A 20,991-nucleotide genomic window follows, 5' to 3' on the forward strand; every position below is an offset into this window, starting at 1 on the left:
AGCGGCACGCGAACAGCCGCCGGGCATGGCCCGGCGCTACCGATGTCTCTGCCGCGTATCATCGTCGTGTTTGCCCCACCTGGAGACAGCGATGAACCCCCTGCGCCCCTTCCGCGACAAGATGCCCGTCCTCGGCCAGCGCGTGTACGTCGACCCGGCCTGCACCCTCATCGGTGACGTGGAGCTGGCCGACGATGTCTCCATCTGGCCGGGCACGGTCATCCGCGGCGACGTCAACCATGTCCGCATCGGCGCCCGCACCAACGTGCAGGACGGCACCATCATCCACGTCAGCCACCACAGCCCGTACAACAAGGCCGGCTACCCGACCCTGATCGGCGAAGGCGTGACCGTCGGCCACGGCTGCATCATCCACGCCTGCACCATCGGCGATTACAGCCTGATCGGCATGGGCGCCTGCATCCTCGACGGTGCGCGCGTCGAGCGCCATGCCTTCGTCGGCGCCGGCGCCGTGGTCGGCCCGGGCAAGGTGGTCGGCGAGGGCGAGCTGTGGGTGGGCAACCCAGCGCGTCCGGCACGCACGCTCAGCGACAAGGAGATCGAGTCGCTGCATTATTCGGCCGACCACTACGTGCGGCTGAAGGACGAATACCTGGGCTGAGCCGCTTCGTCGGCCACTGGGCTCTGCTAAAGTCGGGGCCCGACCAGGAACCGTCGAGACCCCCATGCCTGTGGCAGCACGCCGGAGAGGACTCCAGCGCCCACATCCGCGGCCATCGCACTGATGACCGCGCCCATGCTCGATACCTACCGCGAGGTGGTAACGCCGGAAGGCGTGCCGCTGCAGTTGCCCACCGCCGGGCCGATGCCACGTGCGCTGGCCTGGCTGGTCGACCTGGCCATCCGCTTCGGCGCGCTGGTGCTGCTGTCCATTCCGCTGGCCCTGCTCGATGAGTTTGGCCGCGGCATCTACATGGCCGCGATGTTCCTGCTGATGTGGGCCTACCCGATCGTCTGCGAAGCGCTGTGGGGCCGCACCCTGGGCAAGCGTGTACTCGGCCTGCGCGTGCTGTCGCGCGATGGCGCACCGGTGGGCTGGATGGCCTCGATCACCCGCAACCTGCTGCGTACTGTGGACATGCTGCCGTTCGGTTATGCCCTGGGCCTGCTCAGCAGCCTGTTCGATCCCTACGGGCGCCGCCTCGGCGACCTGGTGGCCGGCACCGTGGTAGTGCACGAGCCGATGCGTTACCTGCCGCCACCGGCCACCATCGACAGCGTGCTGGTGCCGTCGCAGCCGCTGCGCCCGCAGGAACAGGCCGCCGTCCTCGCCTTTGCCGAACGCGCGCCCCGCCTGTCGCCGGGCCGCCAGCAGGAACTGGCGGGCATCGCCGAGCCGCTGACCGGTGCATCCGGCCAGGTGGGCGTGCTGCGCCTGTATGCGATGGCCAATTGGCTGCTGGGCCGCCGATGAAGCAGGAACAGTTCGTCGCCCGCCACCAGCACGAATGGCAGCAGTTGGAGTACTGGCTGCAGCAGCGCGCCGATGCTTCGCGGCGCCGGCGGCGCAGGCCCGAAGCCGCTGATCCGGGTGACGTCGCCTTCGCCCAGCGCTACCGCCGCCTGTGCCAGCAGCTGGCGCTGGCCCGCGAACGCGGCTACAGCCCGCAGCTGGTGCAGCGCCTGCAGCAGCTGATGCAGCAGGGCCACAGCGTGCTGTACCGCACGCCGCCGGTGCGCTGGCGGCGGGCGCTGGAATTCCTGATGGCCGACTTCCCGATGCTGGTGCGCAGCCAGGCGCGCAGCATGTGGGTGGCACTGGCGATGTTCGCGGTGCCGGCGCTGGCCTGCTTCGCCGTGGTGCAGCTGTACCCGGACAGCGTGCACCTGCTGATGGACAACAGCCAGATCGCCGAGATGGAACGCATGTACGACCCGGCTGCGGACCGGCTGGGGCGTGACAGCGGCACCGACTGGATGATGTTCGGCTACTACATCATGAACAACATCAGCATCGCCCTGCGCACCTTCGCCAGCGGCCTGCTGGCCGGGCTGGGCACGCTGCTGGTGCTGCTGTTCAACGGCGTCATCATGGGCGCGGTGGCAGGCCACCTGCAGCAGATCGGCCATGGCGATCCGTTCTGGCGCTTCGTCGTCGGCCATGCCGCCTTCGAGCTGACCGGCATCGTCATCGCCGGTGGTGCCGGCCTGCAGCTGGGCATGAAACTGCTGGCGCCCGGTCGCCGCCGCCGCATCGACGCGCTGGTGGAAGGCGGCCGCATCGGCGCCCGCCTGTGCCTGGGCGTGGCCTTCATGCTGCTGCTGGCGGCCTTCGTGGAAGCGTTCTGGTCATCGATCGCGCAGATCCCGGCCTGGGCCAAGTACAGCGTGGCCGGCGTGCTGTGGGCCGGCGTGCTGCTGTGGCTGTGGCGCGGTGGTCGCGGGGGTGAACGTGCGGATTGACCACCTGGACGTGGCCCTGCGTGCGCGCAGCGGCTGGGAAGCGATGGAACTGGGCACCGCCCTTGCCCGCCGCCATGCGCGCGCGGTGTGGGGCAGCTGGCTGCTGGCCAGTGCGCCGTTGTTCGTGCTGTTCAACGCGCTGGCCTGGTGGCTGGACGGCTTCGCCTGGGCATCGCTGGCGATGTGGTGGTTCAAGCCGCTGTTCGAGCGCGCGCCCCTGTACGTGCTCTCACGCGGCATCTTCGGCGAGACGGTCGGCGCGCGTGCGGCACTGGCCGCGCAACGGCACTGGGGCGGTACCGGTTTCTGGGGCTACCTTGGCTGGCGCCGTTTCAGCCTGCTGCGCAGCCTGTGCCTGCCGGTCAACCTGCTGGAAGGCAACGCACCCGCACAGCGCGCCCCACGCCGGCGCGCGGTGGCCGCCGGCGCCGCCGGGCCGGCAATCCTGCTGGCGCTGATCTGCCTCGGCTTCGAGCTGGTGCTGGTGCTCGGCGCGATCGCCGCGGTCTTCATGTTCATTCCGCTGGAACTGCTGCCCGACTCGTGGCGCGCGGCCTGGGCGATGATCAGCGTCGAGACCCCGCCGTGGGCGGACCTGCTGCTGAACCTGCTGAGCTGGCTGGCCGCTGCCCTGGTCGGCCCGTTCTATGTCGGCGCCGGCTTCGGCCTGTACCTCAACCGGCGCACGCAGATGGAAGCGTGGGACGTGGAGATCGCGCTGCGCCGACTGCGCGAGCGGCTGCTGCCGGCGGCATCGACGCTGGCCCTGCTGCTGTGCCTGGCACTACCGCTGGCCCCCGCCCACGCGCAGGACGCCGATGCGGACACTGCCCGCCAGGTCGCCGACGAGGCCCGGGCGGCTGGACAGACCGACGCGAACGAAGGCGAGGACGACGGCGAAGCAGCCAACGCCGCCAATGATCCGGCCAATGCCGCCGCCGGCATCTTCGGCGAGCAGCAGGTGGACACGGCCGGTTTCCGCCAGGCGGTGAACCGTGCCTACGAGGATCCGCTGCAGCGGCCGGTCCGCCAGGTCACCGAGTGGAAGCCGATCGACGACGCCACGGGGGAAAAGAAGGCCGGGAAGAAAGACACCAAGGACGACAAGGCCGGCCAGAAGCATGGCGAACGCAACCGCGGCCTGAAGCTGCTGGCGCGGGTGGCCGAATGGGGCCTGTGGGCGTTGCTCGGCGGGGTGGTGCTGGTGCTGCTGCTGACCGCGCGCCTGTGGTGGCCGTGGCTGCGTGGCGCCGGCCGGCGCACGCCGAAGGACGCACCGCGCGTACAGGAAGAGGCCGTGGAGCTGCCGGTGGTGCTGCCGCCGGACGTGGCCACCCAGGCCGGCCTGCTGTGGGACCAGGGACGTCCGCGCCAGGCCCTGGCCCTGCTTTACCGCGCCAGCGTGCGCACCCTGGTCGAGCGCACCGGCAACGCGTTGCCGCCCGGCGCTACCGAAGCGCAGTGCCTGCGTGCTTCGCGGCGCATGCCGCAGCCGGCGGACCGCGAGCTGTTCGCCCGCATCGTGCGCATGTGGCAGTACGCCGCGTACGGCGGCCGCCTGCCCACGCGCGATGAGTTCGATGGCCTGGCCGCGACCCTGCGCCAGCAGTTCGGGTGGAAGGCATGAGCCCGCGCGCGTTCTGGGCCCTGCTGCTCGGCCTGCTGGTACTGCTGGGCGTGCCGTTGACCATCCTGTTCCTGCGCACGCACGAGAAGGTCACCGAGACCGTGGTGCTGCCGCCGCGCGGCGAAGCCAGCTACAACCCACTGTACGTGCTGGGGCAGGCGCTGCGTGCCGACGGCATCGAGGTGCAGTCGCGCGAACGCCTGCAGCTGGCGAGGATGACCCTGGCCGACACCGATACCGTGGTCCTGCTGCAGGACACCCGCGAGATGCCGCCGGGCACCGCGCAGGCACTGCTGGACTGGGTCGCCCGCGGTGGTCACCTGCTGCTGCGCACGCAGCCGCCGGGCGAGGATAAGACCAGCACCACGCAGGGCCCGCTGCTGGACCGCATCGGCGTGGAAAGCCTGTTCCATGGCAAGGACTGCCAGCCGTTCCATGTGGTGGATGATCCCAACCACGTCGAGTTCTGCAACGGCCGCCGCTTCAGCCTCGGCTTCCGGGCCAGCGCCGACGCCGAGCGTCGCTGGGGCAACGAGGAGGGGCTGGCCTTCGCCCGCCTGCGCCACGGCAAGGGCCGCATCGATGTACTGGCCGACATGGATTTCATGCGCGGCGCGGGCGCCACCCCGCTGCCGCGCAAGGGGGCGACGGCCAAGAACACACCGCAGCGCGGCGGCCTGCATGATTTTTCCCACCGCGACCTGACCCGCCACCTGCTGGATCCCAACTACGGGCGCGGCACGGTGTGGCTGGTGTACGGCAGCCGCCCGCCGACGCTGCTGGCGCGCATCGTGCTGCAGGGCTGGCCGGTGTGGATTCCGCTGCTGCTGGCCATGCTGGGCTGGCTGTGGGCGCGCGCGCAGCGGCTGGGCAGCGTGCTGCCTTCGCCGGTGGTCGAGCGCCGCTCGCTGCTGGAACACGTGCGTGCCAGTGGCGAGCTGCTGCTGCGCTTCGGCCAGGGCGCGCAGCTGTACAACGCGGTGCAGGCGCTGTTCCTGCATCGCCTGCGCCTGCGCGCGCCGATGGCGGCCGCGCTGGACGGCGCTGCCCGCGACCAGGCCATCGCCGAGGTGCTGCAGTGGCCCGCCAGCCGCGTGGCCACCGCCCTCACCGCTCCTTCGCCGCACGATTCCTCCGCCCTGCGCGAGCGCATCCGCTTGCTGCTCCAGATGAGATCCCTGCTATGACCGATGCCCCTGAGCTTCCGGCGGCCGCCGCCGCCCGCCTGATCGAACGCGTCGACGCCATCCGCGATGCCGTCGGTCGCGCCTTCATCGGCCAGGCCGACGTGCTCGACCAGATCATGGTGGCGCTGCTGGCCGGCGGCCACGTGCTCATCGAAGGCGTGCCCGGGCTGGGCAAGACCCTGCTGGTGCGCGCGCTGGCACAGGCGATGGAGCTGGATTACGGGCGCGTGCAGTTCACCCCCGACCTGATGCCCAGCGACGTCAGCGGCCATGCGGTGTACGACCCGAAGAGCGAGAGCTTCAAGATCCGTCGCGGCCCGGTGTTCACCAACCTGCTGCTGGCAGACGAGATCAACCGCGCCCCGGCCAAGACCCAGTCGGCCCTGCTGGAAGTGATGCAGGAAGGCCAGGTGACCATCGAAGGCAAGGCCTTCACCCTGGCGCCGCCGTTCATGGCCCTGGCCACGCAGAACCCGCTGGAACAGGAAGGCACCTACCCGCTGCCGGAAGCGCAGCTGGACCGCTTCCTGCTGAAGGTGCTGATCGACTACCCGCAGCTGGAAGACGAGAAGCACATGGTCACGGCCATCACCCGTGGCCGCGCCGCCAGCGATTTCGACCTCAGCCAGGTGCCGCGCGTGCTCGGCGCCGGCGAACTGCTGGCGCTGCAGCAGGCCACCGCCGCCATCACCGTCGATGACGAAGTGATCGACTACGCGGTGCGCATCGTGGCCGCCACCCGTTCCTGGCCGGGCATCGCCGTCGGTGCCGGCCCGCGCGGCAGCATCGCGCTGGTGCGTGCCGCGCGTGCGCAGGCGGTGCTGGCTGGCCGCGATTTCGTCACCCCCGACGACGTGCGTGACATCGCCCGGCCGGCACTGCGCCACCGCATCGCACTGGCACCGGAACTGCAGATTGAAGGCCAGGGCCCGGACGACGTGCTTGGTGCCCTGCTGGCCAAGGTGGAAGCGCCGCGCCGATGAGGCCTGCGCCGCTGCTGCTGGTCCTGCTGGCTGCCTGGGCCGCGCTGGGCGGCGTGGTGCTGGCTGGCCTGCTGCCGTACTGGAGCTGGGCCGTGGCCGGTGCATTGGTGGCCCCGCTGGCACTGGTCGATCTCTGGCGGCAGTGGCGACGTGCATCGCCGCAGGTACAGCGCCAGGTGCCCGAAGCGCTTGCGCTGGGCGTGCGCCGCGAGATCGGCCTGCGCCTGTTCGCCGAGCAGCCGATGCAGGTGCAGGTGTTCGATCGCGTGCCCGGCGGCTGGCCGCTGGAAGGGTTGCCGCAGCGCCTGCAGCTGCGCGCCGGCCACGCCAGCACCCTGCACTACCAGGTGCAGCCGCAGCAGCGCGGGCGCTTCCAGTTCGACGGCGTGGACGTGCGCATCCGCTCGCCGTGGCGGCTGTGGTGGCAGCAGCGCACGCTGCCGCCGGTGCTGGACGTGCGGGTCTATCCCAACTTCGTGCCGCTCACCCGCTTCGCGTTGTTCAGTGCCGACCAGGCCTCGCGCCTGGTGGGCGCACACGTGAAGCGCCGCCGTGGTGAAGGCACCGACTTCCACCAGATGCGCGAGTACCGCGTCGGTGACAGCCTGCGCCAGCTGGACTGGAAGGCCACCGCCCGCGCGCGCAAGCTGATCTCGCGCGAGTACCAGGACGAGAAGAACCAGCAGCTGCTGCTGATGCTCGACAGCGGCCGGCGCATGCTGGCCAGCGAAGGCGGTCTCTCACACTTCGACCATGCCTTGAACGCATCGCTGGTGGTGGCCTACCTGGCGTTGCGCCAGGGCGATGCCGCCGGCCTGTTCGCGGTGGGTGGCGAACGCCGCTGGGTGGCGCCGCAGCGTGGCATGGGCACGGTGGAATACCTGCTGCGCGCCAGCTACGACCTGCAGCCGCAGGCCGTAGCCACCGACTACCTGGCGGCCGCCACCGAAGTCTCGCTGCGGCAGCGCCGGCGTGCCCTGGTGATGCTGGTCAGCAACGTGCGCGACGAAGACATCGAAGACCTGCTGGCCGCCGTACGCCTGCTGCAGCGCCGCCACCTGGTATGCGTGGCCAGCCTGCGCGAACGCGAACTGGATACCGCGCTGGAAGGCGAGGTGCAGACTCTGGAAGATGCCGCCCAGGCCGGCGCCGCCGCGCTGTACCTGCAGCAGCGCGCGAAGGCGCACGAAGCACTGCGCAGCGAGAAGGTGATGGTGCTGGACGTGACCGCCGACGCCCTGCCTGCCGCGCTGGTGGAGCGGTATCTGGCAGTGAAGCGCGAAGGGCTGCTCTGACCCTGCGATTGACCGGAGCCGAGCATGGGCTCGGCTCTACAGACGGCCCGATTCCTGTAGAGCCGAGCCCATGCTCGGCTTCCTGATTCCTGTAGAGCCGAGCCCATGCTCGGCTGCCGGCCAGCGGCCGGCACTACCTACTCCTGCAGCAAACGCCGCTGCAACCGCTCCACCGCACGCTGCAGCAGTACCCGGTTGCGGGCCAGCTTCATCCACCGCGGCAGGCGCGAGAACATCGAGGCGTTGTGCACGCCGCCGTGCTCGCGCAGTGCCGACGTCGCGTACTCATGCAGCACCTGCAGGTGCTCGGCGTTGTAGGCCCACAGCAGGCCCGCGCGGGTAGGTTCCAGCAACCGCAGCGGCAGGCCGAAATGCGGATCTGCCGGCTCGGCATCGCGCAGCGGGCAGACGCTGACTTTCACTTCGCTGGTGCGCCCGCACTGCGCGCACTTGGCCGGCAACACCTCGGGCACGGCCGCGGAGGCCGACGGCCGATGCTGGTGCACGCACACCCACTGGTGACCGCAGTAACCGCACGGTCGGCGACCATCGATGCGCACCGCGCCCACCCAGGCACCGCTGTCCAGCGCCACGCTGCAGCCGGTGCAACGGAAGCGCGCCGTCCAGCGGTGAGGCTGCCAGCTGGCGACCACCCAGCCCGGCGTGTCACAGCGATGGCAGCGCACGGCCACGCGCCCGGCGAAGGCGTGCAGCGTGCGGCCATCATCGAAGTGCCGCCCCGGCACCGGCGTTGTTCGCCCGCGCCGGCCCAAGGGCCGCCGCACCGCCATCAGACGTAGATCCGCGTCGGCGCCTCGTCCACGATCGCATGCGGCACGAAGCGCGCACTGTCGCGGGTGATCGCGCTGTCATCCTCGCGGATGCCGATGCCGCAGGCGTGGTCACCGATCACCCAGCTGCCGATCAGCGGATAGCCGCCTTCGAAGCGCGTGAGCGGATGCGCACGCTGGATGATCGCCGGGCCTTCGTACGGGCCGTCGCTGCGCTGGGTGCTGCCATCGGCCAGGTGCATCTCGATGTTGGCACCTTCGCGCGAGAACAGCGGCTTGCGCACCCAGCCCGAGGCCAGCGCGCTGCCATCATCGAAGTGCGCTTCCAGCAGGTTCGGGTGGCCGACGTTGCGCTGCCACAGCAGCGGCAGGATGCCCTTGTTGCTCAGCACCGCCTTCCACGCCGGCTCCAGCAACTGGATGCCCGAACCGGGCAGCGCGCGACCGAATTCCTCGGCCATCAGGTCTTCCAGCGGGTACAGCTTGAACAGCGTGCCGATCACTGTGTCGTCCAGCGCGGTGAAGCGACCGTCCTCGGACAGGCCGATATCCTCGATGGCGATGGCCTCGCCCTGCAGGCCGGCCTGGGCGGCGCAGTCACGCAGGTAGTCGACCGTGCCACGGTCCTCGTCCGAACTGCCCACGGCGCTGAAGTACAGCGGCGGCGGCAGGCGCGCGGCGAGCTCGCCGAAACGCTCGACCAGGGCCTCGTGCATGCCGTTGAACTGGTCGGCGTGCTGCGGCAGGCGGCCGGCGTTGCGCTGGTCCTCCAGCCACTGCCACTGGAAGAAGCTGGCCTCGAACAGCGAGGTCGGCGTGTCGTAGTTCAGTTCGTACAGCTTGGCCGGGCCGGTGCCGTCGTAGGCCAGGTCCAGTCGCCCGTACAGATGCGGCTGGCGCTGGCGCCAGCTTTCGGCGATCCAGTCGCGGTAGTGCGCGGGGATCGCCAGCTGGTCCATCAGCCGCTCGCTGGCGATGACATCGCCGACCAGGTCCAGCGCCATCTGGTGCAGCTCGGCGCTGGGGTCTTCGATGTCCTGTTCGATCTGGCGCAGGGTGAAGGCGTAATACGCGCTTTCATCCCAGTACGGCTGGCCGTCGATGGTGTGGAAGCGGAAACCGGCTTCCTCCGCGCGCGCCCGCCAGTGGGCGCGCTCGGCAATGCGAATTCGCTGCATGGGTCGATCAGCCGCCGAAGCTGCCGCCGCTGCGGCGGGTGCTGGTGCTGCCGAAGCCGCTGCGGCTGGCGGTGACGGCACGGTTCGGCTCGCTGCTGACCGGGGCCAGGCCGGCCTTGCCGGCGCCGATGCCGCTGGCGGTGTTCATGCCACCGGTGCCGCCCGGGGCCGGACGTGCCCAGCCGGCGTTCTTGTCCTGGTAGGCCGGGGCCGAGGCCGGCGCCTGCGGGGCCAGGCCGCCGCGGTTACTCAGCATCTGCGACATGAAGAAGCCCATCATCATCGGGCCGATGAACGAGGTACCGGCCGAGGTGTGCTGCTGCACGCACTGCTCAGGCTTGTAGTCCTGCTCACAGGCTTCCTTGCTGGCGTACTTCGGCGCCGCGTCGGCCGCCTTCTGCTGGGCCTCGGCAAAGGCGTTGCGGCACGAGGACGGATCGCCCGTCGCCTCGGTGCAGGCCTGCACGGAGGTATACAGGCCTTCCTGCACCTGCACCTGCTCTTCCTTCTGGCAGGCGGTGAACAGCAGGGGGGCAGCGCTCATCAGCAGCAGCGCGGTGGTGCGGGAACGCTTCATGGCGTCATGCCTCCGAATCGGATCAATTCCCGCAATGATGCCAAATCCGTACCAACAACCGGAATCGGCAAAGTGGGAAAGATGAACGGAATTTCATTTTCGCCTTCCCGTCTGACCTCCATCCACGCATGGCGTGGGTCTACTGGCCCCCGGCCAACTGTCGGAGGCGGGGTGGGTCCGGTGGCAGGGGCGTGAGCGCCATGGATGGCGCGACCGAGGCTACATGGACGTACTTGCGCCGTCCCCTGCCACCGGACCCACCCCGCCATCCCACGGACACCCCGCTTTTGACGTTGACGTTGATTGGGCAGGTGCAGGGCTGCAAGCCCTGCCAGACCGCCTTCGGTGGTTGCAGCAGCAACCGAAAAAATTGTCCATGATCGAGCGACCCCCACGTTGTACGGCCCGCCCGTTCCGCCAGCCATGCCTGAATACCGCTCCCGCACCTCCACCGCCGGCCGCAACATGGCTGGCGCCCGCGCCCTGTGGCGCGCCACCGGCATGAAAGACGGCGACTTCCACAAGCCGATCATCGCCATCGCCAACTCCTTCACCCAGTTCGTGCCCGGCCACGTGCACCTGAAGGACCTCGGCCAGCTGGTCGCGCGCGAGATCGAGAAGGTCGGCGGCGTCGCCAAGGAATTCAACACGATCGCGGTCGACGACGGCATCGCCATGGGCCACGACGGCATGCTGTACTCGCTGCCCAGCCGCGAGATCATCGCCGACTCGGTCGAGTACATGGTCAACGCGCACTGCGCCGACGCGCTGGTGTGCATTTCCAACTGCGACAAGATCACCCCCGGCATGCTGATGGCCGCCCTGCGCCTCAACATCCCGGTGGTGTTCGTCTCCGGCGGCCCGATGGAAGCCGGCAAGACCAAGCTGTCCGAGCACAAGCTGGACCTGGTCGATGCGATGGTCATCGCCGCCGACGAAAGCGCCAGCGACGAAAAGGTCGCCGAGTTCGAGCGCAGCGCGTGCCCCACCTGCGGTTCCTGCTCGGGCATGTTCACCGCCAACTCGATGAACTGCCTGACCGAAGCGCTGGGCCTGTCGCTGCCCGGCAACGGCTCGACCCTGGCCACCCACGCCGACCGCGAGCAACTGTTCCTGCGCGCCGGCCGCCTGATCGTCGAACTGTGCCATCGCTGGTACGGCGGCGAGGAAGCAAGTGCGCTGCCGCGTGGCATCGCCACCCAGGCCGCGTTCGCCAACGCGATGACCCTGGACATCGCCATGGGCGGCTCCACCAACACCATCCTGCACCTGCTGGCGGCCGCGCAGGAGGCCGAAGTGGACTTCGACCTGACCCACATCGATGCGCTGTCGCGGCGCGTGCCGCAGCTGTGCAAGGTGGCGCCGAACACGCCCAAGTACCACATGGAAGACGTGCACCGCGCCGGCGGCGTGTACGGCATTCTCGGCGAACTGGCGCGTGGCGGCCTGCTGGATACCAGTGTGCCGACCGTGCACAGCCGCACCCTGGCCGATGCCATCGAGCGCTGGGACGTGGCGGTCAGCGACGAATCCAGCGTGCACGACTTCTTCCGTGCCGGCCCGGCGGGCATTCCCACCCAGGTGGCTTTCAGCCAAGCCACGCGCTGGCCCACGCTGGACGTGGACCGCGCCGAAGGCTGCATCCGCAGCGTCGAACACGCCTACTCCGCCGAAGGTGGCCTGGCCGTGCTGCGCGGCAACCTGGCCGTCGATGGCTGCGTGGTGAAGACCGCCGGCGTGGACGAGTCCATCCACGTGTTCGAGGGCAGAGCACGCGTGTTCGAGAGCCAGGACGCGGCCGTGGCCGGCATCCTGGCCGACAAAGTGCAGCCCGGCGACGTCGTGGTCATCCGCTACGAAGGCCCGAAGGGCGGCCCGGGCATGCAGGAAATGCTCTACCCCACCAGCTACCTGAAATCGAAGGGGCTGGGCAAGCAGTGCGCGCTGCTGACCGATGGTCGTTTCTCCGGCGGCACCTCGGGCCTGTCGATCGGCCACGTCTCGCCGGAAGCCGCCAGCGGCGGCACCATCGGCCTGGTGGAAGACGGTGACCGCATCCGCATCGACATCCCCGCCCGCCGTATCGACCTGCTGCTGGACGACGCCACCCTGGCCCAGCGCCGCGCCGACGCCGATGCGCGCGGCTGGAAGCCGCGTGAAGCCCGCCCGCGCAAGGTCACCAGCGCACTGAAGGCCTACGCACTGCTGGCGACCAGCGCCGACAAGGGCGCCGTCCGCAACACCGCCCTGCTCGGCGATTGATGAAGAGGGGTCGGATTCCTTTCGCAGAAAGGGCTCCGACCCCGGCACAGCATTCCAGTCACTGTGGGTCGCAATGATGGTCCAGCCGTCATGTGACTCGCCGCGCGTGCAATCGCGCCGTGACAGTCCGATCTTCGAGGTTGCCGGCCAGCGGCCGGCACTACCCGGACGATCTGCTACGGTGCCGGGGTACTCACTGACACGGAGGTTGTGATGACGTTGCTTTCGCTTGCCCTGGCCGCTGCGCTGGGCGCCGCACCCGAACCGTCGAAGGGGCCGGACTGCAGCTACGACCGCGATGCGATGCTGGCGATGGAACCGGATGCGTTCGACCAGGACCTGGAAGGCGGCTGGCGACCGCTGGCCGAGCGCGGTTGCCAGCGCGAAGCGGCCGATCTGCTTGCCGCCTACAGCGCCCTGCCCAAGGCGGCGGGCAACACCACCATCATCTGGCACGAAGGCCAGCTGCGCGCCGAGCTCGGGCAGACGGCCCAGGCGATTGCGCTGATGCAACGCACCTACAAGCCTAAGGACAAGGATCCCGGTTACTGGAATGCCTACGTGGACGGCACGGTTGCGTTCCTGCAGCGCGACCGTGCGGCACTGGAAGAGGCCCGCGCGGCGCTGGTCGCGATTCCCACACCGGAGGGTTTCGCCGGGGCGTTGAAGGATGGGCGCTACCACTTCACGACCGCAGGCGGGCAGAAGGTGGATGTGGCCTGGCCACCGAACCTGGACGTGCTCGATGGCTTCCTGCGCTGCTTTGATCGCGATTACCACAACGCCTATGGCAACCGGGCCTGCCGGAAGCCGGAGGGCGGTTGAGCGACAGCGTGCGTGGTGGGGTCAGCCGATCACACGCTTGAACGGCGGCAGCGCGTCGATGATGCGCTTGCCGTAGCGGCGGGTCAGCAGCCGCGAATCAAGGATGACCACGCGGCCAGTGTCGGTGGACGTGCGGATCAGGCGGCCGGCGAACTGGGTGAGCGTGCGCAGCGCATGCGGGATGGCGATCAGGTTGAAGGCGTTCATGCCACGGGCTTCCACCCATTCGCTCAGCGTGGCGGTCTGCGGGTCGGTCGGCACCGCGAACGGCACCTGGGTGATGACCACCGTGGTGCAGGCTTCGCCGGGCAGGTCCAGGCCCTCGCCGAAGGAGTTCAGGCCAAACAGCACCGAGCCTTCGCCCGCGGCGACGCGGCGCAGGTGTTCGTCGATCAGCCGGGTCTTGGACATGTCGCCCTGCACCAGCACCTGCTTGCGGCGCGCGGCCGACATCAGGCCGGCCACCTTCTCCATCTTCCAGCGCGAAGTGAACAGCACCATCGAGCCCTTGGCCCAGTCCAGCTCCTGGTCCAGGTAGCGCGCCACTTCGCGCGGATGGCCTTCGCGGTCATCGGGCGTGACCGGGAACTTCGGCACGATCAGCTCAGCCTGGTTGGGCAGATCGAACGGCGAGGCCAGCGAGACCATCTCTGCATCGGGCGGAATGCCGTTGTCGATGGCCAGCGACTGGAAATCGCCACCGCCGGTCAGCGTGGCCGAGGTCATCACCACCGAATCCACCTGATCCCACAGCAGCTTGCGCAGCACGTGCGCGGCCGATACCGGCGAGCCATGCAGTACCAGATCGCCGTCGCGGGTGGCGGTGACCCAGCGCGCGGTGGGGGGCGCGCCGTCCTTGTCCTCGCGGCGCCAGGCCTGCCACAGGTTGTACTGCTGCTCGATCATTTCCAGCGCCATGCCGAGGTTGCGCTGCAGGCGCTCGCGCGCGGCATCGTCCGGCTTGCCCTTGGCCACCTGTGCCGTGGCGGCATGGGCCCAGTTGTAGAGGCTGCGGGTATCGTCGGCCAGCGCTTCGATCGGCTCGCGCCAGGCCTCGGGCAGGCGACCGTTGGCGGCGCGCCACATCGGGTCTTCGTCGGCCGGGGCCGGCATCCACACCGCTTCCACGTGGTCGCGGAAGGCACGCAGCTGCTTGGCCACGTTGCTGGCCACGTCGATGGCTTCGTTCGGCAGCAGGTTGCCCAGGCGGTCCTTGTCGACCGCGCGGTAGGCACCGGCAATCAGGATCTGCAGGCGGCCGGTGCGCTTGGCCATCTCGTCCAGGGCCAGGCTGGCCGCGCCCTGGTCGATGGCCACGTTGCCGATGTGGTGGCCTTCGTCCAGCACCAGCAGCATGTCCGACGGCGCGGCGATCATCGGCTGGCCGTTGTCGCTGTCACCAATGGACAGCGCCGACAGCAGCAGCGCGTGGTTGGTCACCACGATCTGCGCATCGCGCACGGTGTTGCGTGAGCGCAGCACCGCGCACTGCGCCGAATACGCGCAGCGGCGCCCGGCGCAGGCCGAGGCGGGCGTGGTGATGCGGCTGCGCAGGCCGGGGCTGATGGTTTCCGGCGCGTTGTCGATGTCACCGTCCCACGTGCCGCTGGTGAAGGCATCGGACAGGCGCTTGGCGATATCCATTTCGATGGGCGCCAGCGGCCGGTCGTACAGCGGCGCTTCGTCCTCGAACATGCCGCCCTGCGCGCCCTCGCCCTGCGCTTCAGCGGCATTGCGCGTGCACAGGTAGCGGGTGCGGCCCTTGGCCAGGGCCACGGTCGCTTCCAGGCCGGTGGCCTTGAGGAAATTGGGAATGTCACGCTCGACCAGCTGCGACTGCAGGGCCACGGTACCGGTGCTGATGACCAGCTTCTTCTTGCTGGCCAGCGCGATCGGCACGCCCGCGGTGAGGTAGCCCAGACTCTTGCCGACGCCGGTCGGTGCCTCGACCACGCCGACACCGCCACTGGTGGACAGCGCACGCGACACCACACCGATCATCTGGCTCTGCGAGCGGCGGGTGGAGAAGCCGGGGGTGTTGGCCTGCAGCGTCGTGTACGCCTTGCGGATCGCGTCCTTCAAGGCGTCATCGAGCTTGCGCGGGGCGGCGACGGTTTCGGTCACGCCGGGAACTACCGTGGCTGGATCAGGCCGGCCATTGTCGCATGGCCGGCCACCGGGACCGAGGCGCGGGCGCTGAACAGGGTCAGCGGCGTCGGGGGTTGGCGGTCATGGGTTGCATTGACGCACCGGGCAGGGGCGGATGCGGCGTTGCCAGCCCATCCACGGTAGCGCCGGGCCACGCCCGGCGGCTCTGTCAGGACCGCTGCGCTCGCCGGGCATGGCCCGGCGCTACCGGCCTGCGGCAGGCGGTAGCGGCGGCCGCTGGCGCAGCACGCGCACCAGCGCCCAGATCACCAGCACGATGCCGAAGGCGCTCAGCAGCGACAGCACGAACTGCACGCCGCCCAGCACCGCGCTCATCGCCGAGATGGCGGTGAAATCACCGCTGCTGACCATCCACAGCGGCACCACGTTGGCAACCACGCCGCCAAGGTTGGCCACCAGCAGCAGCACCAGGCCCGCCAGCGCACCGCTGCGGGCCGCATCACGCGGCGCGCCCACCACCCAGACCAGGCCGACGCACAGCGCGATCAGCACCGGCAGGCGCACGCCGATCATGCTCAGCACGCTCAGCAGCAGCGAGGAGCTGTCCATGGCTCAGTCCTGGCCGGCAAACGCGCCGGCACCGGCACGCAGCTGCTGGTAGACCTCGTCGGTCTGCGGGCGCACGCCGTGCCACTGCAGGAAGCTCTCGGCAGCCTGCTCGACCAGCATGCCCAGGCCATCGACGGTATTGCGGCAGTTGGCCGAGCGCGCCCAGGCCAGGAAGGCGATGGCGGCCTCGCCATAGTTCAGGTCCACCGCGGTGGTCATCGAATTGACCAGCGACAGCGGCAGCTTGAACTCCACGTCGCGGTCGCGGCCGGCCGAGGTGGCGTTGAGGATCAGTTCGAAATCGCCCAGGTCGCGCAGGTCTTCCCAGTAGCGGCTGAGCGCGCGGCCCGGCTCGCCCATGGCGTCGATCAGTTCGTCGGCGCGTTCCGGCGTGCGGTTGACCACCACCAGCTCGGTGATGCCGGCATCGAGCAGCGCCGGGGCGACGCTGCGTGCCGAACCACCGGCGCCGATCAGCAGCACGCGGCGGCCGCGCAGGTCCAGGCCGTGGCGGTCGGTCAGGTCACGCACCAGGCCGATGCCATCGGTGGTGTCACCGTGCCAACGGTCGCCCTTGCGCAGCAGGGTGTTGACCGAGCCGGCGCGGCGCGCGCGCGCGGTCAGCGTGGTGCACGCCGAGAACGCGGCTTCCTTGTGCGGCGAGGTGACGTTGGCGCCGACACCACCCTCAGCGGCGAAGGCGTCCAGCCCGGCCAGGAAGGCATCCGGGGCCAGGTCGATCGCGCGGTAGTCGATGCTGATGCCTTCCTGGCGACCGAACGTCGCGTGGATCAGCGGCGACTTCGAGTGGGCAACGGGGTGTCCGAAGACGGCGTAACGATCGGTCATGGAATCCTCAAGCTGGCTAGACTGGTGCACTTTCGTGCAAGGACCCGGATGATGCGCATCACCCCGACCCTGCTGGTGCTTGCCGCCAGTCTACTCTCTGCCCCCGTGGCGATGGCGTTGAACGAGTACGGCATCGAGGGCATGGGCGTGGTCTCCACCCGCGCCGACGAGGGCCGGGCGACGATCAGTGCCGACGGCCAGCGCATCGTCTTCGCCCGCCGTGGCGAGGCAGGCTTGGGGCTGTGGCAGGCACGGGTAGTGGACGGCCGCTGGCAGCAGGCCCAGGCCCTGCCGGTGGACGTGGCCGGCGAGGCGCTGGACCCTTATTTCAGCCGCGATGGCCACTGGCTGCTGTTCGCCGCCGGCCGCGAGGGGAAATGGGCGCTGTACCGCGCGGCGGTGGCCGCCGATGGCAGCGTGGGCCGGGCGCAGGCGCTGGCCGGCAAGGATGGCAGCCGTGCCGAGCGTGGCGCGGCCCTCAGCGCCGATGGCCGCCGGCTGCTGTTCGCGCGCGACCAGGGCCGTGGCGCGGGCTGGGATCTGTTCGTGGCGCCGCTGGATGCGCAGGGCATGCGCGGTGTGGCCGTGGCCCTGGCCGCGCTCAACACCGCTGCCGACGAAACCGACGGCGATTGGCTGGGCAATGACGGCGCGGTGGTGTTCAGCCGTGGCAACGGCGAGGCCGCGCAGGTGATGACCAGCGCCTGCGCCTGGACCGGTGCCGCGCTGCAGCCGCTGGGGCTGTCGTTCAACCAGACCGGCGGATGGACTGGCGCGACGGTGGTCGACAATGCGAAGCCGGGCGAGATGCTGGTGGCCAGCAGTGCGGCCAGGGCACCGCGTGCCGGTGGCGTGGATGTGTACCGGCTGGCGGTGCCGAAGGTCGCGGCCGTGGCCGGGTGCGTGCGGTAGATCCACGCCGTGCGTGGATGACCGTCTGGTAGATGCCAACCTCGGTTGGCATGCCCTGGAGCGACAACCAAGGTTGGCGACTACCGGCGCGCCAACACCTGGGCGCGCTGCTTCTCGTAATCGATCTCGCTCAGCTGGCCGTTGTCCTTGCGGCGGTTCAGCGCGGCCAGTTCGGCCTGCACGCTTTCCGGCAGGGCCTGCTCACGGGCCACGTGGGCGGCGGCGGAGAGCTGCTCCGGCGGGCGCCGACTGGCACGCCAGGCCGCCACGAACACGGCGACGATGATGGCGCCGAACACCAGCGTGCCGGTGCCCCAGATCAGCCATTGCATCCATCCCATTTCCGGTCCCATCGCGTGTTCCTCCGTCCGTCGTGAGCGCTATTGTCAGCGCTCGCGCAGCCAACGCGCCACCTGCGGCGCGAAGTAGGTCAGTACGCCATCGGCGCCAGCCCGCTTGAAGCCCAGCAGCGATTCCATCACGCAGGCGCGTTCGTCCAGCCAGCCGTTGGCGAAGGCGGCCTTCATCATCGCGTATTCGCCACTGACCTGGTAGGCGAAAGTCGGCACGCCGAACGTCTCCTTCACCCGGCGCACCAGGTCCAGGTAGGGCATGCCCGGCTTGACCATCACCATGTCGGCGCCTTCCTCAAGATCCAGCGCGATCTCGCGCAGGGCCTCGTCACCGTTGGCCGGGTCCATCTGGTAGGTCTTCTTGTCGGCCTTGCCAAGGCTGCCGGCGCTGCCCACCGCATCACGGAACGGACCGTAGAACGCCGAGGCGTACTTGGCCGAGTACGCCATGATGCGCACGTTGAGGTGTTGGTCGGCATCCAGCGCACGGCGGATCGCGCCGATGCGGCCGTCCATCATGTCCGAGGGCGAGATGATGTCGGCGCCGGCTTCGGCATGCGACAGCGACTGCTTGACCAGGGCTTCAACGGTGATGTCGTTGAGCACGTAGCCCTTGTCGTCGATGATGCCGTCCTGGCCGTGCGTGGTGTAAGGGTCCAGGGCCACGTCGGTCATCACGCCCAGTTCCGGGAAGCGCGTCTTCAGCGCGCGGATCGCACGCTGCGCCAGGCCGTCCTCGGCCCACGCCGCCGACGCATCCAGCGACTTCTGCGAGCTGTCGATGACCGGGAACAGATCGATCACCGGAATGCCGAGCTCCAGCGCCTCTTCGGCCACTTTGAGCAGTTCTTCAATCGACAGGCGCTCCACGCCAGGCATCGACGGTACGGCAGTGCGGCCGGCCAGCTCGTGCACGAACACCGGGTAGATGAGGTCGTCGGTGGTCAGCGTGTTCTCGCGCATCAGGCGGCGCGAGAATTCGTCATGGCGCATGCGCCGCGGGCGGTAATGTGGATGAGGCATGGCAGGCTCCGGGGAGTGGCTATTGCAACAGGTAGCCCTGCGGCAGCAGGGGTTCGGGCAGGGGGCGTTCGCCGAGCGCGTCGAGCTGGTCGATCTCGATCGTGCGCACCATGGCGTCCAGCGGCAGGTCGTTCGGCTCCAGGCCGAAGGGCTCTTCCATCTCCTCGCCCAGCTGGTCCAGGCCGAAGAAGGCATAGGCCAGCACCGCCGACAGCACCGGCGTGCCCCAGCCCAGCGAACTGGCCAGGCCGAACGGCAGCAGCACGCAGAACATCCACGCGCAGCGGTGCAGCAGCAAGGTGTAGGCGAACGGCAGCGGCGTGCTGAGGATGCGCTCGCAGCCGGCCTGGATGGAGGACATCGCGTGCAGCCGGTCCTCCAGCTGGGTGTAGAGGATCGGCTCCAGCTCGCCGCTGCGCAGCGCCTGGGCCAGCTCGGCGGCGATCATCGACAGCAGTGCGTCGGGCACGTTCTCGCGCTCGGCCAGCTGCTCGCGCTGCGGCTTGTCCAGCCAGGGCAGCGCCACCAGGGCGACGATGCGCCCGCGCAGGCGTGCGGCCAGGGCATGGGCGAAGGCGGTGGTGAGGTAGGCGATGCGGCGGCGGCGGCCGCTGTCGTCGGCCAGCAGCAGGTGCACCTGGCGCGCCAGCGAACGCGATTCGTAGATCAGCTGGCCCCACAGCTTGCGGCCTTCCCACCAGCGGTCATGGCACGCGCTGTTGCGGAAGCTGAGGAAGATCGACAGGACCAGACCGAGCAGGGTGAACGGGGTAACCGAGACCCGCTCGATGCCGAACGGCGGGGCCAGTTCCACCACGGCGGCGACGGCAATCGACAGCACCAGGATGGCCAGCACCTTCGGCGCGATGGCCGGCACGATGGAACCGCGCAGGATGTACAGCAGTTGCCAGCCGTGGGGACGGGAACGAATGATCATGGAGTCAGCCGCGCCGGGCGCGGTTTCACAGGCACGCGGGGGGCTCGCGCAGCCCGGCATTGTACTCCCCTGCCCGGCGCCGGGCCGTGGGGCTGCGACGCCCGGTCGCACCCATGGGCGCGACTCCGAGCAGCGTGTTCAGATCACCCCGCCGCCCAGGCTCAGGCGGACGATGCCGACCAGCACCACGATGCCGTTCAGGACCAGCCCGGTCTTGGCGCGGCCGCGCTTGCTGGGGTGGGTGAAGAGGATGCCCAGCGCAGCAATGACCGCGCCCACCGCCGCGAACGGGATCAGGAACCAGTTGCCCCAGCCCAGCAGCGGGATCAGGGCCAGGATCATCCACAGCAGCGCCACGATGCCCCACAACAGACTGATCACACCCATGCCCAGCTCCCCTCAGGTCGGTTCCTTCCCCAACATTAGCCTGTCTGGTGGCTGCCGCCTACCACCGTTGGCGACACACTCACCCGCCCCATGCCAGCATGCTGGCCATGCCCCGGGCGACGGTGTTGGCGCCGATTCAGAGTCCCCGGCCGATGATCCGAACTGTCCTACAGGGGTAAACGCCATGAACATCCGTTGGCTCGCTTTGACCGCCATGCTGCTGGCCGCTGCCGGCTGCGCCAGCACCTCCAAGGTGATGCTGGGCCGCGCACGCGCGCCGATCGACCCGGCGCAGGTGCAGATCTATTCCACTCCGCCGGCCGGTTCGCTGGAAATCGCCCAGCTGGAATCGTCCTCGGCGGTCGGTTTCGGTACCCAGGGCCAGACTGACGCGGCCGTCGCACGGCTCAAGCGCGAAGCCGCGGCGCTGGGCGCCAACGGCGTGATCCTGATGGGCGTAGGCAGCAGCGGCTCGCCGGTCGGCATGTCGGTGGGCGCCGGCAGCTACGGCTCGCACGTGGGCGGCGGCGTCGGCATCGGCATCCCGACCACGCAGAAGCGCGCGGCCGGTGTCGCGATCTGGGTACCGAACCCGGACGCCCCGGCGCGGTTGCCGACGCAGACGATTACCCCGCAGCCGCAGCGCTGACGCAACCGCCGCAA

21 protein-coding genes are annotated in these 20,991 nt (G+C 69.6%); 11 read left to right on the forward strand and 10 right to left on the reverse strand.

The genetic code is table 11. The features are described 5' to 3' along the window. Positions 1–91: 91 nt before the first annotated feature. From DCO49_RS11595 to DCO49_RS11625, 7 genes are all read left to right on the forward strand, one after another. A complete protein-coding gene (locus DCO49_RS11595) occupies positions 92–622 on the forward strand; it encodes a gamma carbonic anhydrase family protein (protein WP_108770379.1) in 531 nt (176 codons plus the stop codon). Between the two features lie 123 nt (positions 623–745). Beyond that, positions 746–1,435 carry an RDD family protein gene (locus DCO49_RS11600; protein ID WP_116864170.1) on the forward strand — a complete coding sequence of 230 codons (690 nt, stop codon included), beginning with the start codon at positions 746–748 and terminating at the stop codon, positions 1,433–1,435. Continuing rightward, positions 1,432–2,424 (forward strand): stage II sporulation protein M, encoded by a 993-nt coding sequence (locus tag DCO49_RS11605; RefSeq protein WP_116864171.1) that lies wholly within the window; start codon positions 1,432–1,434, stop codon positions 2,422–2,424. Before DCO49_RS11600 ends, DCO49_RS11605 begins: the two co-directional genes overlap by 4 nt. After that, positions 2,414–4,051, forward strand: a complete 1,638-nt coding sequence (locus DCO49_RS11610) for a DUF4129 domain-containing protein (protein WP_116864191.1) — start codon at positions 2,414–2,416, stop codon at positions 4,049–4,051. The genes DCO49_RS11605 and DCO49_RS11610 overlap by 11 nt, the downstream gene beginning before the upstream one ends. Then, complete coding sequence (locus DCO49_RS11615; RefSeq protein ID WP_116864172.1) at positions 4,048–5,238, forward strand: DUF4350 domain-containing protein; 1,191 nt, start codon at positions 4,048–4,050, stop codon at positions 5,236–5,238. Before DCO49_RS11610 ends, DCO49_RS11615 begins: the two co-directional genes overlap by 4 nt. Next, on the forward strand, positions 5,235–6,221 hold the full coding sequence (locus DCO49_RS11620; RefSeq protein ID WP_108770383.1) for a MoxR family ATPase: 987 nt from the start codon (positions 5,235–5,237) through the stop codon (positions 6,219–6,221). Before DCO49_RS11615 ends, DCO49_RS11620 begins: the two co-directional genes overlap by 4 nt. Next, positions 6,218–7,516 (forward strand): DUF58 domain-containing protein, encoded by a 1,299-nt coding sequence (locus tag DCO49_RS11625; protein ID WP_116864173.1) that lies wholly within the window; start codon positions 6,218–6,220, stop codon positions 7,514–7,516. Before DCO49_RS11620 ends, DCO49_RS11625 begins: the two co-directional genes overlap by 4 nt. Positions 7,517–7,653: 137 nt before the next feature. Here the strand turns inward: DCO49_RS11625 and DCO49_RS11630 are convergent, their stop codons facing one another. From DCO49_RS11630 to DCO49_RS11640, 3 genes are read right to left on the reverse strand one after another with little or no spacing between them, the layout of a single operon-like run. Continuing rightward, positions 7,654–8,307, reverse strand: coding sequence for a hypothetical protein (locus DCO49_RS11630; RefSeq protein ID WP_116864174.1), 654 nt, complete (start codon positions 8,305–8,307; stop codon positions 7,654–7,656). After that, entirely contained in the window at positions 8,307–9,485 is a 1,179-nt protein-coding gene (locus tag DCO49_RS11635; RefSeq protein ID WP_116864175.1) for a glutathionylspermidine synthase family protein, read from the reverse strand. The genes DCO49_RS11630 and DCO49_RS11635 overlap by 1 nt, the downstream gene beginning before the upstream one ends. A gap of 7 nt (positions 9,486–9,492) precedes the next feature. Further along, positions 9,493–10,062: a DUF1190 domain-containing protein gene (locus tag DCO49_RS11640; protein WP_116864176.1), complete on the reverse strand. Its 570-nt coding sequence runs from the start codon at positions 10,060–10,062 to the stop codon at positions 9,493–9,495. A gap of 423 nt (positions 10,063–10,485) precedes the next feature. Between DCO49_RS11640 and ilvD the strand changes: the two genes are divergently transcribed. Both ilvD and DCO49_RS11655 read left to right on the forward strand, forming a co-directional pair. Next, the gene (gene ilvD / locus DCO49_RS11650; RefSeq protein WP_116864177.1) at positions 10,486–12,324 is read left to right on the forward strand and encodes a dihydroxy-acid dehydratase; all 1,839 of its coding nucleotides are present in this window, start codon (positions 10,486–10,488) and stop codon (positions 12,322–12,324) included. Between the two features lie 213 nt (positions 12,325–12,537). Next, entirely contained in the window at positions 12,538–13,149 is a 612-nt protein-coding gene (locus DCO49_RS11655; RefSeq protein ID WP_116864178.1) for a hypothetical protein, read from the forward strand. 21 nt (positions 13,150–13,170) lie between these two features. Here DCO49_RS11655 and dinG read toward each other — a convergent pair whose 3' ends face one another. The 3 genes from dinG to aroE all read right to left on the reverse strand — a co-directional run bounded on the left by dinG (position 13,171) and on the right by aroE (position 16,716). After that, complete coding sequence (gene dinG, locus DCO49_RS11660) at positions 13,171–15,273, reverse strand: ATP-dependent DNA helicase DinG (RefSeq protein ID WP_116864179.1); 2,103 nt, start codon at positions 15,271–15,273, stop codon at positions 13,171–13,173. A gap of 228 nt (positions 15,274–15,501) precedes the next feature. Further along, entirely contained in the window at positions 15,502–15,867 is a 366-nt protein-coding gene (locus DCO49_RS11665) for a hypothetical protein (protein ID WP_108770391.1), read from the reverse strand. A gap of 3 nt (positions 15,868–15,870) precedes the next feature. Continuing rightward, entirely contained in the window at positions 15,871–16,716 is an 846-nt protein-coding gene (aroE, locus tag DCO49_RS11670) for a shikimate dehydrogenase (protein ID WP_116864180.1), read from the reverse strand. A gap of 48 nt (positions 16,717–16,764) precedes the next feature. Here aroE and DCO49_RS11675 point away from each other — a divergent pair, with 48 nt between their 5' ends. Continuing rightward, positions 16,765–17,628: a PD40 domain-containing protein gene (locus DCO49_RS11675; RefSeq protein ID WP_116864181.1), complete on the forward strand. Its 864-nt coding sequence runs from the start codon at positions 16,765–16,767 to the stop codon at positions 17,626–17,628. Between the two features lie 80 nt (positions 17,629–17,708). Here the strand turns inward: DCO49_RS11675 and DCO49_RS11680 are convergent, their stop codons facing one another. From DCO49_RS11680 to DCO49_RS11695, 4 genes are all read right to left on the reverse strand, one after another. Then, entirely contained in the window at positions 17,709–17,981 is a 273-nt protein-coding gene (locus DCO49_RS11680; RefSeq protein WP_116864182.1) for an SHOCT domain-containing protein, read from the reverse strand. Positions 17,982–18,014: 33 nt separating this feature from the next. Further along, the gene (hemB, locus tag DCO49_RS11685; protein WP_116864183.1) at positions 18,015–19,004 is read right to left on the reverse strand and encodes a porphobilinogen synthase; all 990 of its coding nucleotides are present in this window, start codon (positions 19,002–19,004) and stop codon (positions 18,015–18,017) included. Positions 19,005–19,023: 19 nt separating this feature from the next. Next, on the reverse strand, positions 19,024–19,941 hold the full coding sequence (locus DCO49_RS11690; protein ID WP_116864184.1) for a bestrophin family ion channel: 918 nt from the start codon (positions 19,939–19,941) through the stop codon (positions 19,024–19,026). Positions 19,942–20,079: 138 nt separating this feature from the next. Further along, positions 20,080–20,328 (reverse strand): hypothetical protein, encoded by a 249-nt coding sequence (locus DCO49_RS11695; RefSeq protein ID WP_108770397.1) that lies wholly within the window; start codon positions 20,326–20,328, stop codon positions 20,080–20,082. A gap of 184 nt (positions 20,329–20,512) precedes the next feature. Between DCO49_RS11695 and DCO49_RS11700 the strand changes: the two genes are divergently transcribed. Then, the gene (locus tag DCO49_RS11700) at positions 20,513–20,977 is read left to right on the forward strand and encodes a hypothetical protein (protein ID WP_116864185.1); all 465 of its coding nucleotides are present in this window, start codon (positions 20,513–20,515) and stop codon (positions 20,975–20,977) included. Positions 20,978–20,991: the final 14 nt, after the last annotated feature.

It is taken from the genome of Stenotrophomonas sp. SPM (genome assembly GCF_003105135.1).
In the GTDB taxonomy this organism is placed as follows: Bacteria; Pseudomonadota; Gammaproteobacteria; order Xanthomonadales; family Xanthomonadaceae; genus Stenotrophomonas.

Coding starts and splice junctions, on each gene's coding strand:
- DCO49_RS11680 (WP_116864182.1), bottom strand. CDS start 17,981: ATGGGACCGGAAATGGGATGGATGCAATGGCTGATCTGGGGCACCGGC.
- DCO49_RS11635 (WP_116864175.1), bottom strand. CDS start 9,485: ATGCAGCGAATTCGCATTGCCGAGCGCGCCCACTGGCGGGCGCGCGCG.
- DCO49_RS11605 (WP_116864171.1), top strand. CDS start 1,432: ATGAAGCAGGAACAGTTCGTCGCCCGCCACCAGCACGAATGGCAGCAG.
- DCO49_RS11595 (WP_108770379.1), top strand. CDS start 92: ATGAACCCCCTGCGCCCCTTCCGCGACAAGATGCCCGTCCTCGGCCAG.
- DCO49_RS11600 (WP_116864170.1), top strand. CDS start 746: ATGACCGCGCCCATGCTCGATACCTACCGCGAGGTGGTAACGCCGGAA.
- DCO49_RS11700 (WP_116864185.1), top strand. CDS start 20,513: ATGAACATCCGTTGGCTCGCTTTGACCGCCATGCTGCTGGCCGCTGCC.
- DCO49_RS11675 (WP_116864181.1), top strand. CDS start 16,765: ATGATGCGCATCACCCCGACCCTGCTGGTGCTTGCCGCCAGTCTACTC.
- hemB (WP_116864183.1), bottom strand. CDS start 19,004: ATGCCTCATCCACATTACCGCCCGCGGCGCATGCGCCATGACGAATTC.
- DCO49_RS11615 (WP_116864172.1), top strand. CDS start 4,048: ATGAGCCCGCGCGCGTTCTGGGCCCTGCTGCTCGGCCTGCTGGTACTG.
- DCO49_RS11665 (WP_108770391.1), bottom strand. CDS start 15,867: ATGGACAGCTCCTCGCTGCTGCTGAGCGTGCTGAGCATGATCGGCGTG.
- DCO49_RS11690 (WP_116864184.1), bottom strand. CDS start 19,941: ATGATCATTCGTTCCCGTCCCCACGGCTGGCAACTGCTGTACATCCTG.
- DCO49_RS11655 (WP_116864178.1), top strand. CDS start 12,538: ATGACGTTGCTTTCGCTTGCCCTGGCCGCTGCGCTGGGCGCCGCACCC.
- DCO49_RS11620 (WP_108770383.1), top strand. CDS start 5,235: ATGACCGATGCCCCTGAGCTTCCGGCGGCCGCCGCCGCCCGCCTGATC.
- DCO49_RS11640 (WP_116864176.1), bottom strand. CDS start 10,062: ATGAAGCGTTCCCGCACCACCGCGCTGCTGCTGATGAGCGCTGCCCCC.
- DCO49_RS11630 (WP_116864174.1), bottom strand. CDS start 8,307: ATGGCGGTGCGGCGGCCCTTGGGCCGGCGCGGGCGAACAACGCCGGTG.
- ilvD (WP_116864177.1), top strand. CDS start 10,486: ATGCCTGAATACCGCTCCCGCACCTCCACCGCCGGCCGCAACATGGCT.
- DCO49_RS11695 (WP_108770397.1), bottom strand. CDS start 20,328: ATGGGTGTGATCAGTCTGTTGTGGGGCATCGTGGCGCTGCTGTGGATG.
- DCO49_RS11625 (WP_116864173.1), top strand. CDS start 6,218: ATGAGGCCTGCGCCGCTGCTGCTGGTCCTGCTGGCTGCCTGGGCCGCG.
- aroE (WP_116864180.1), bottom strand. CDS start 16,716: ATGACCGATCGTTACGCCGTCTTCGGACACCCCGTTGCCCACTCGAAG.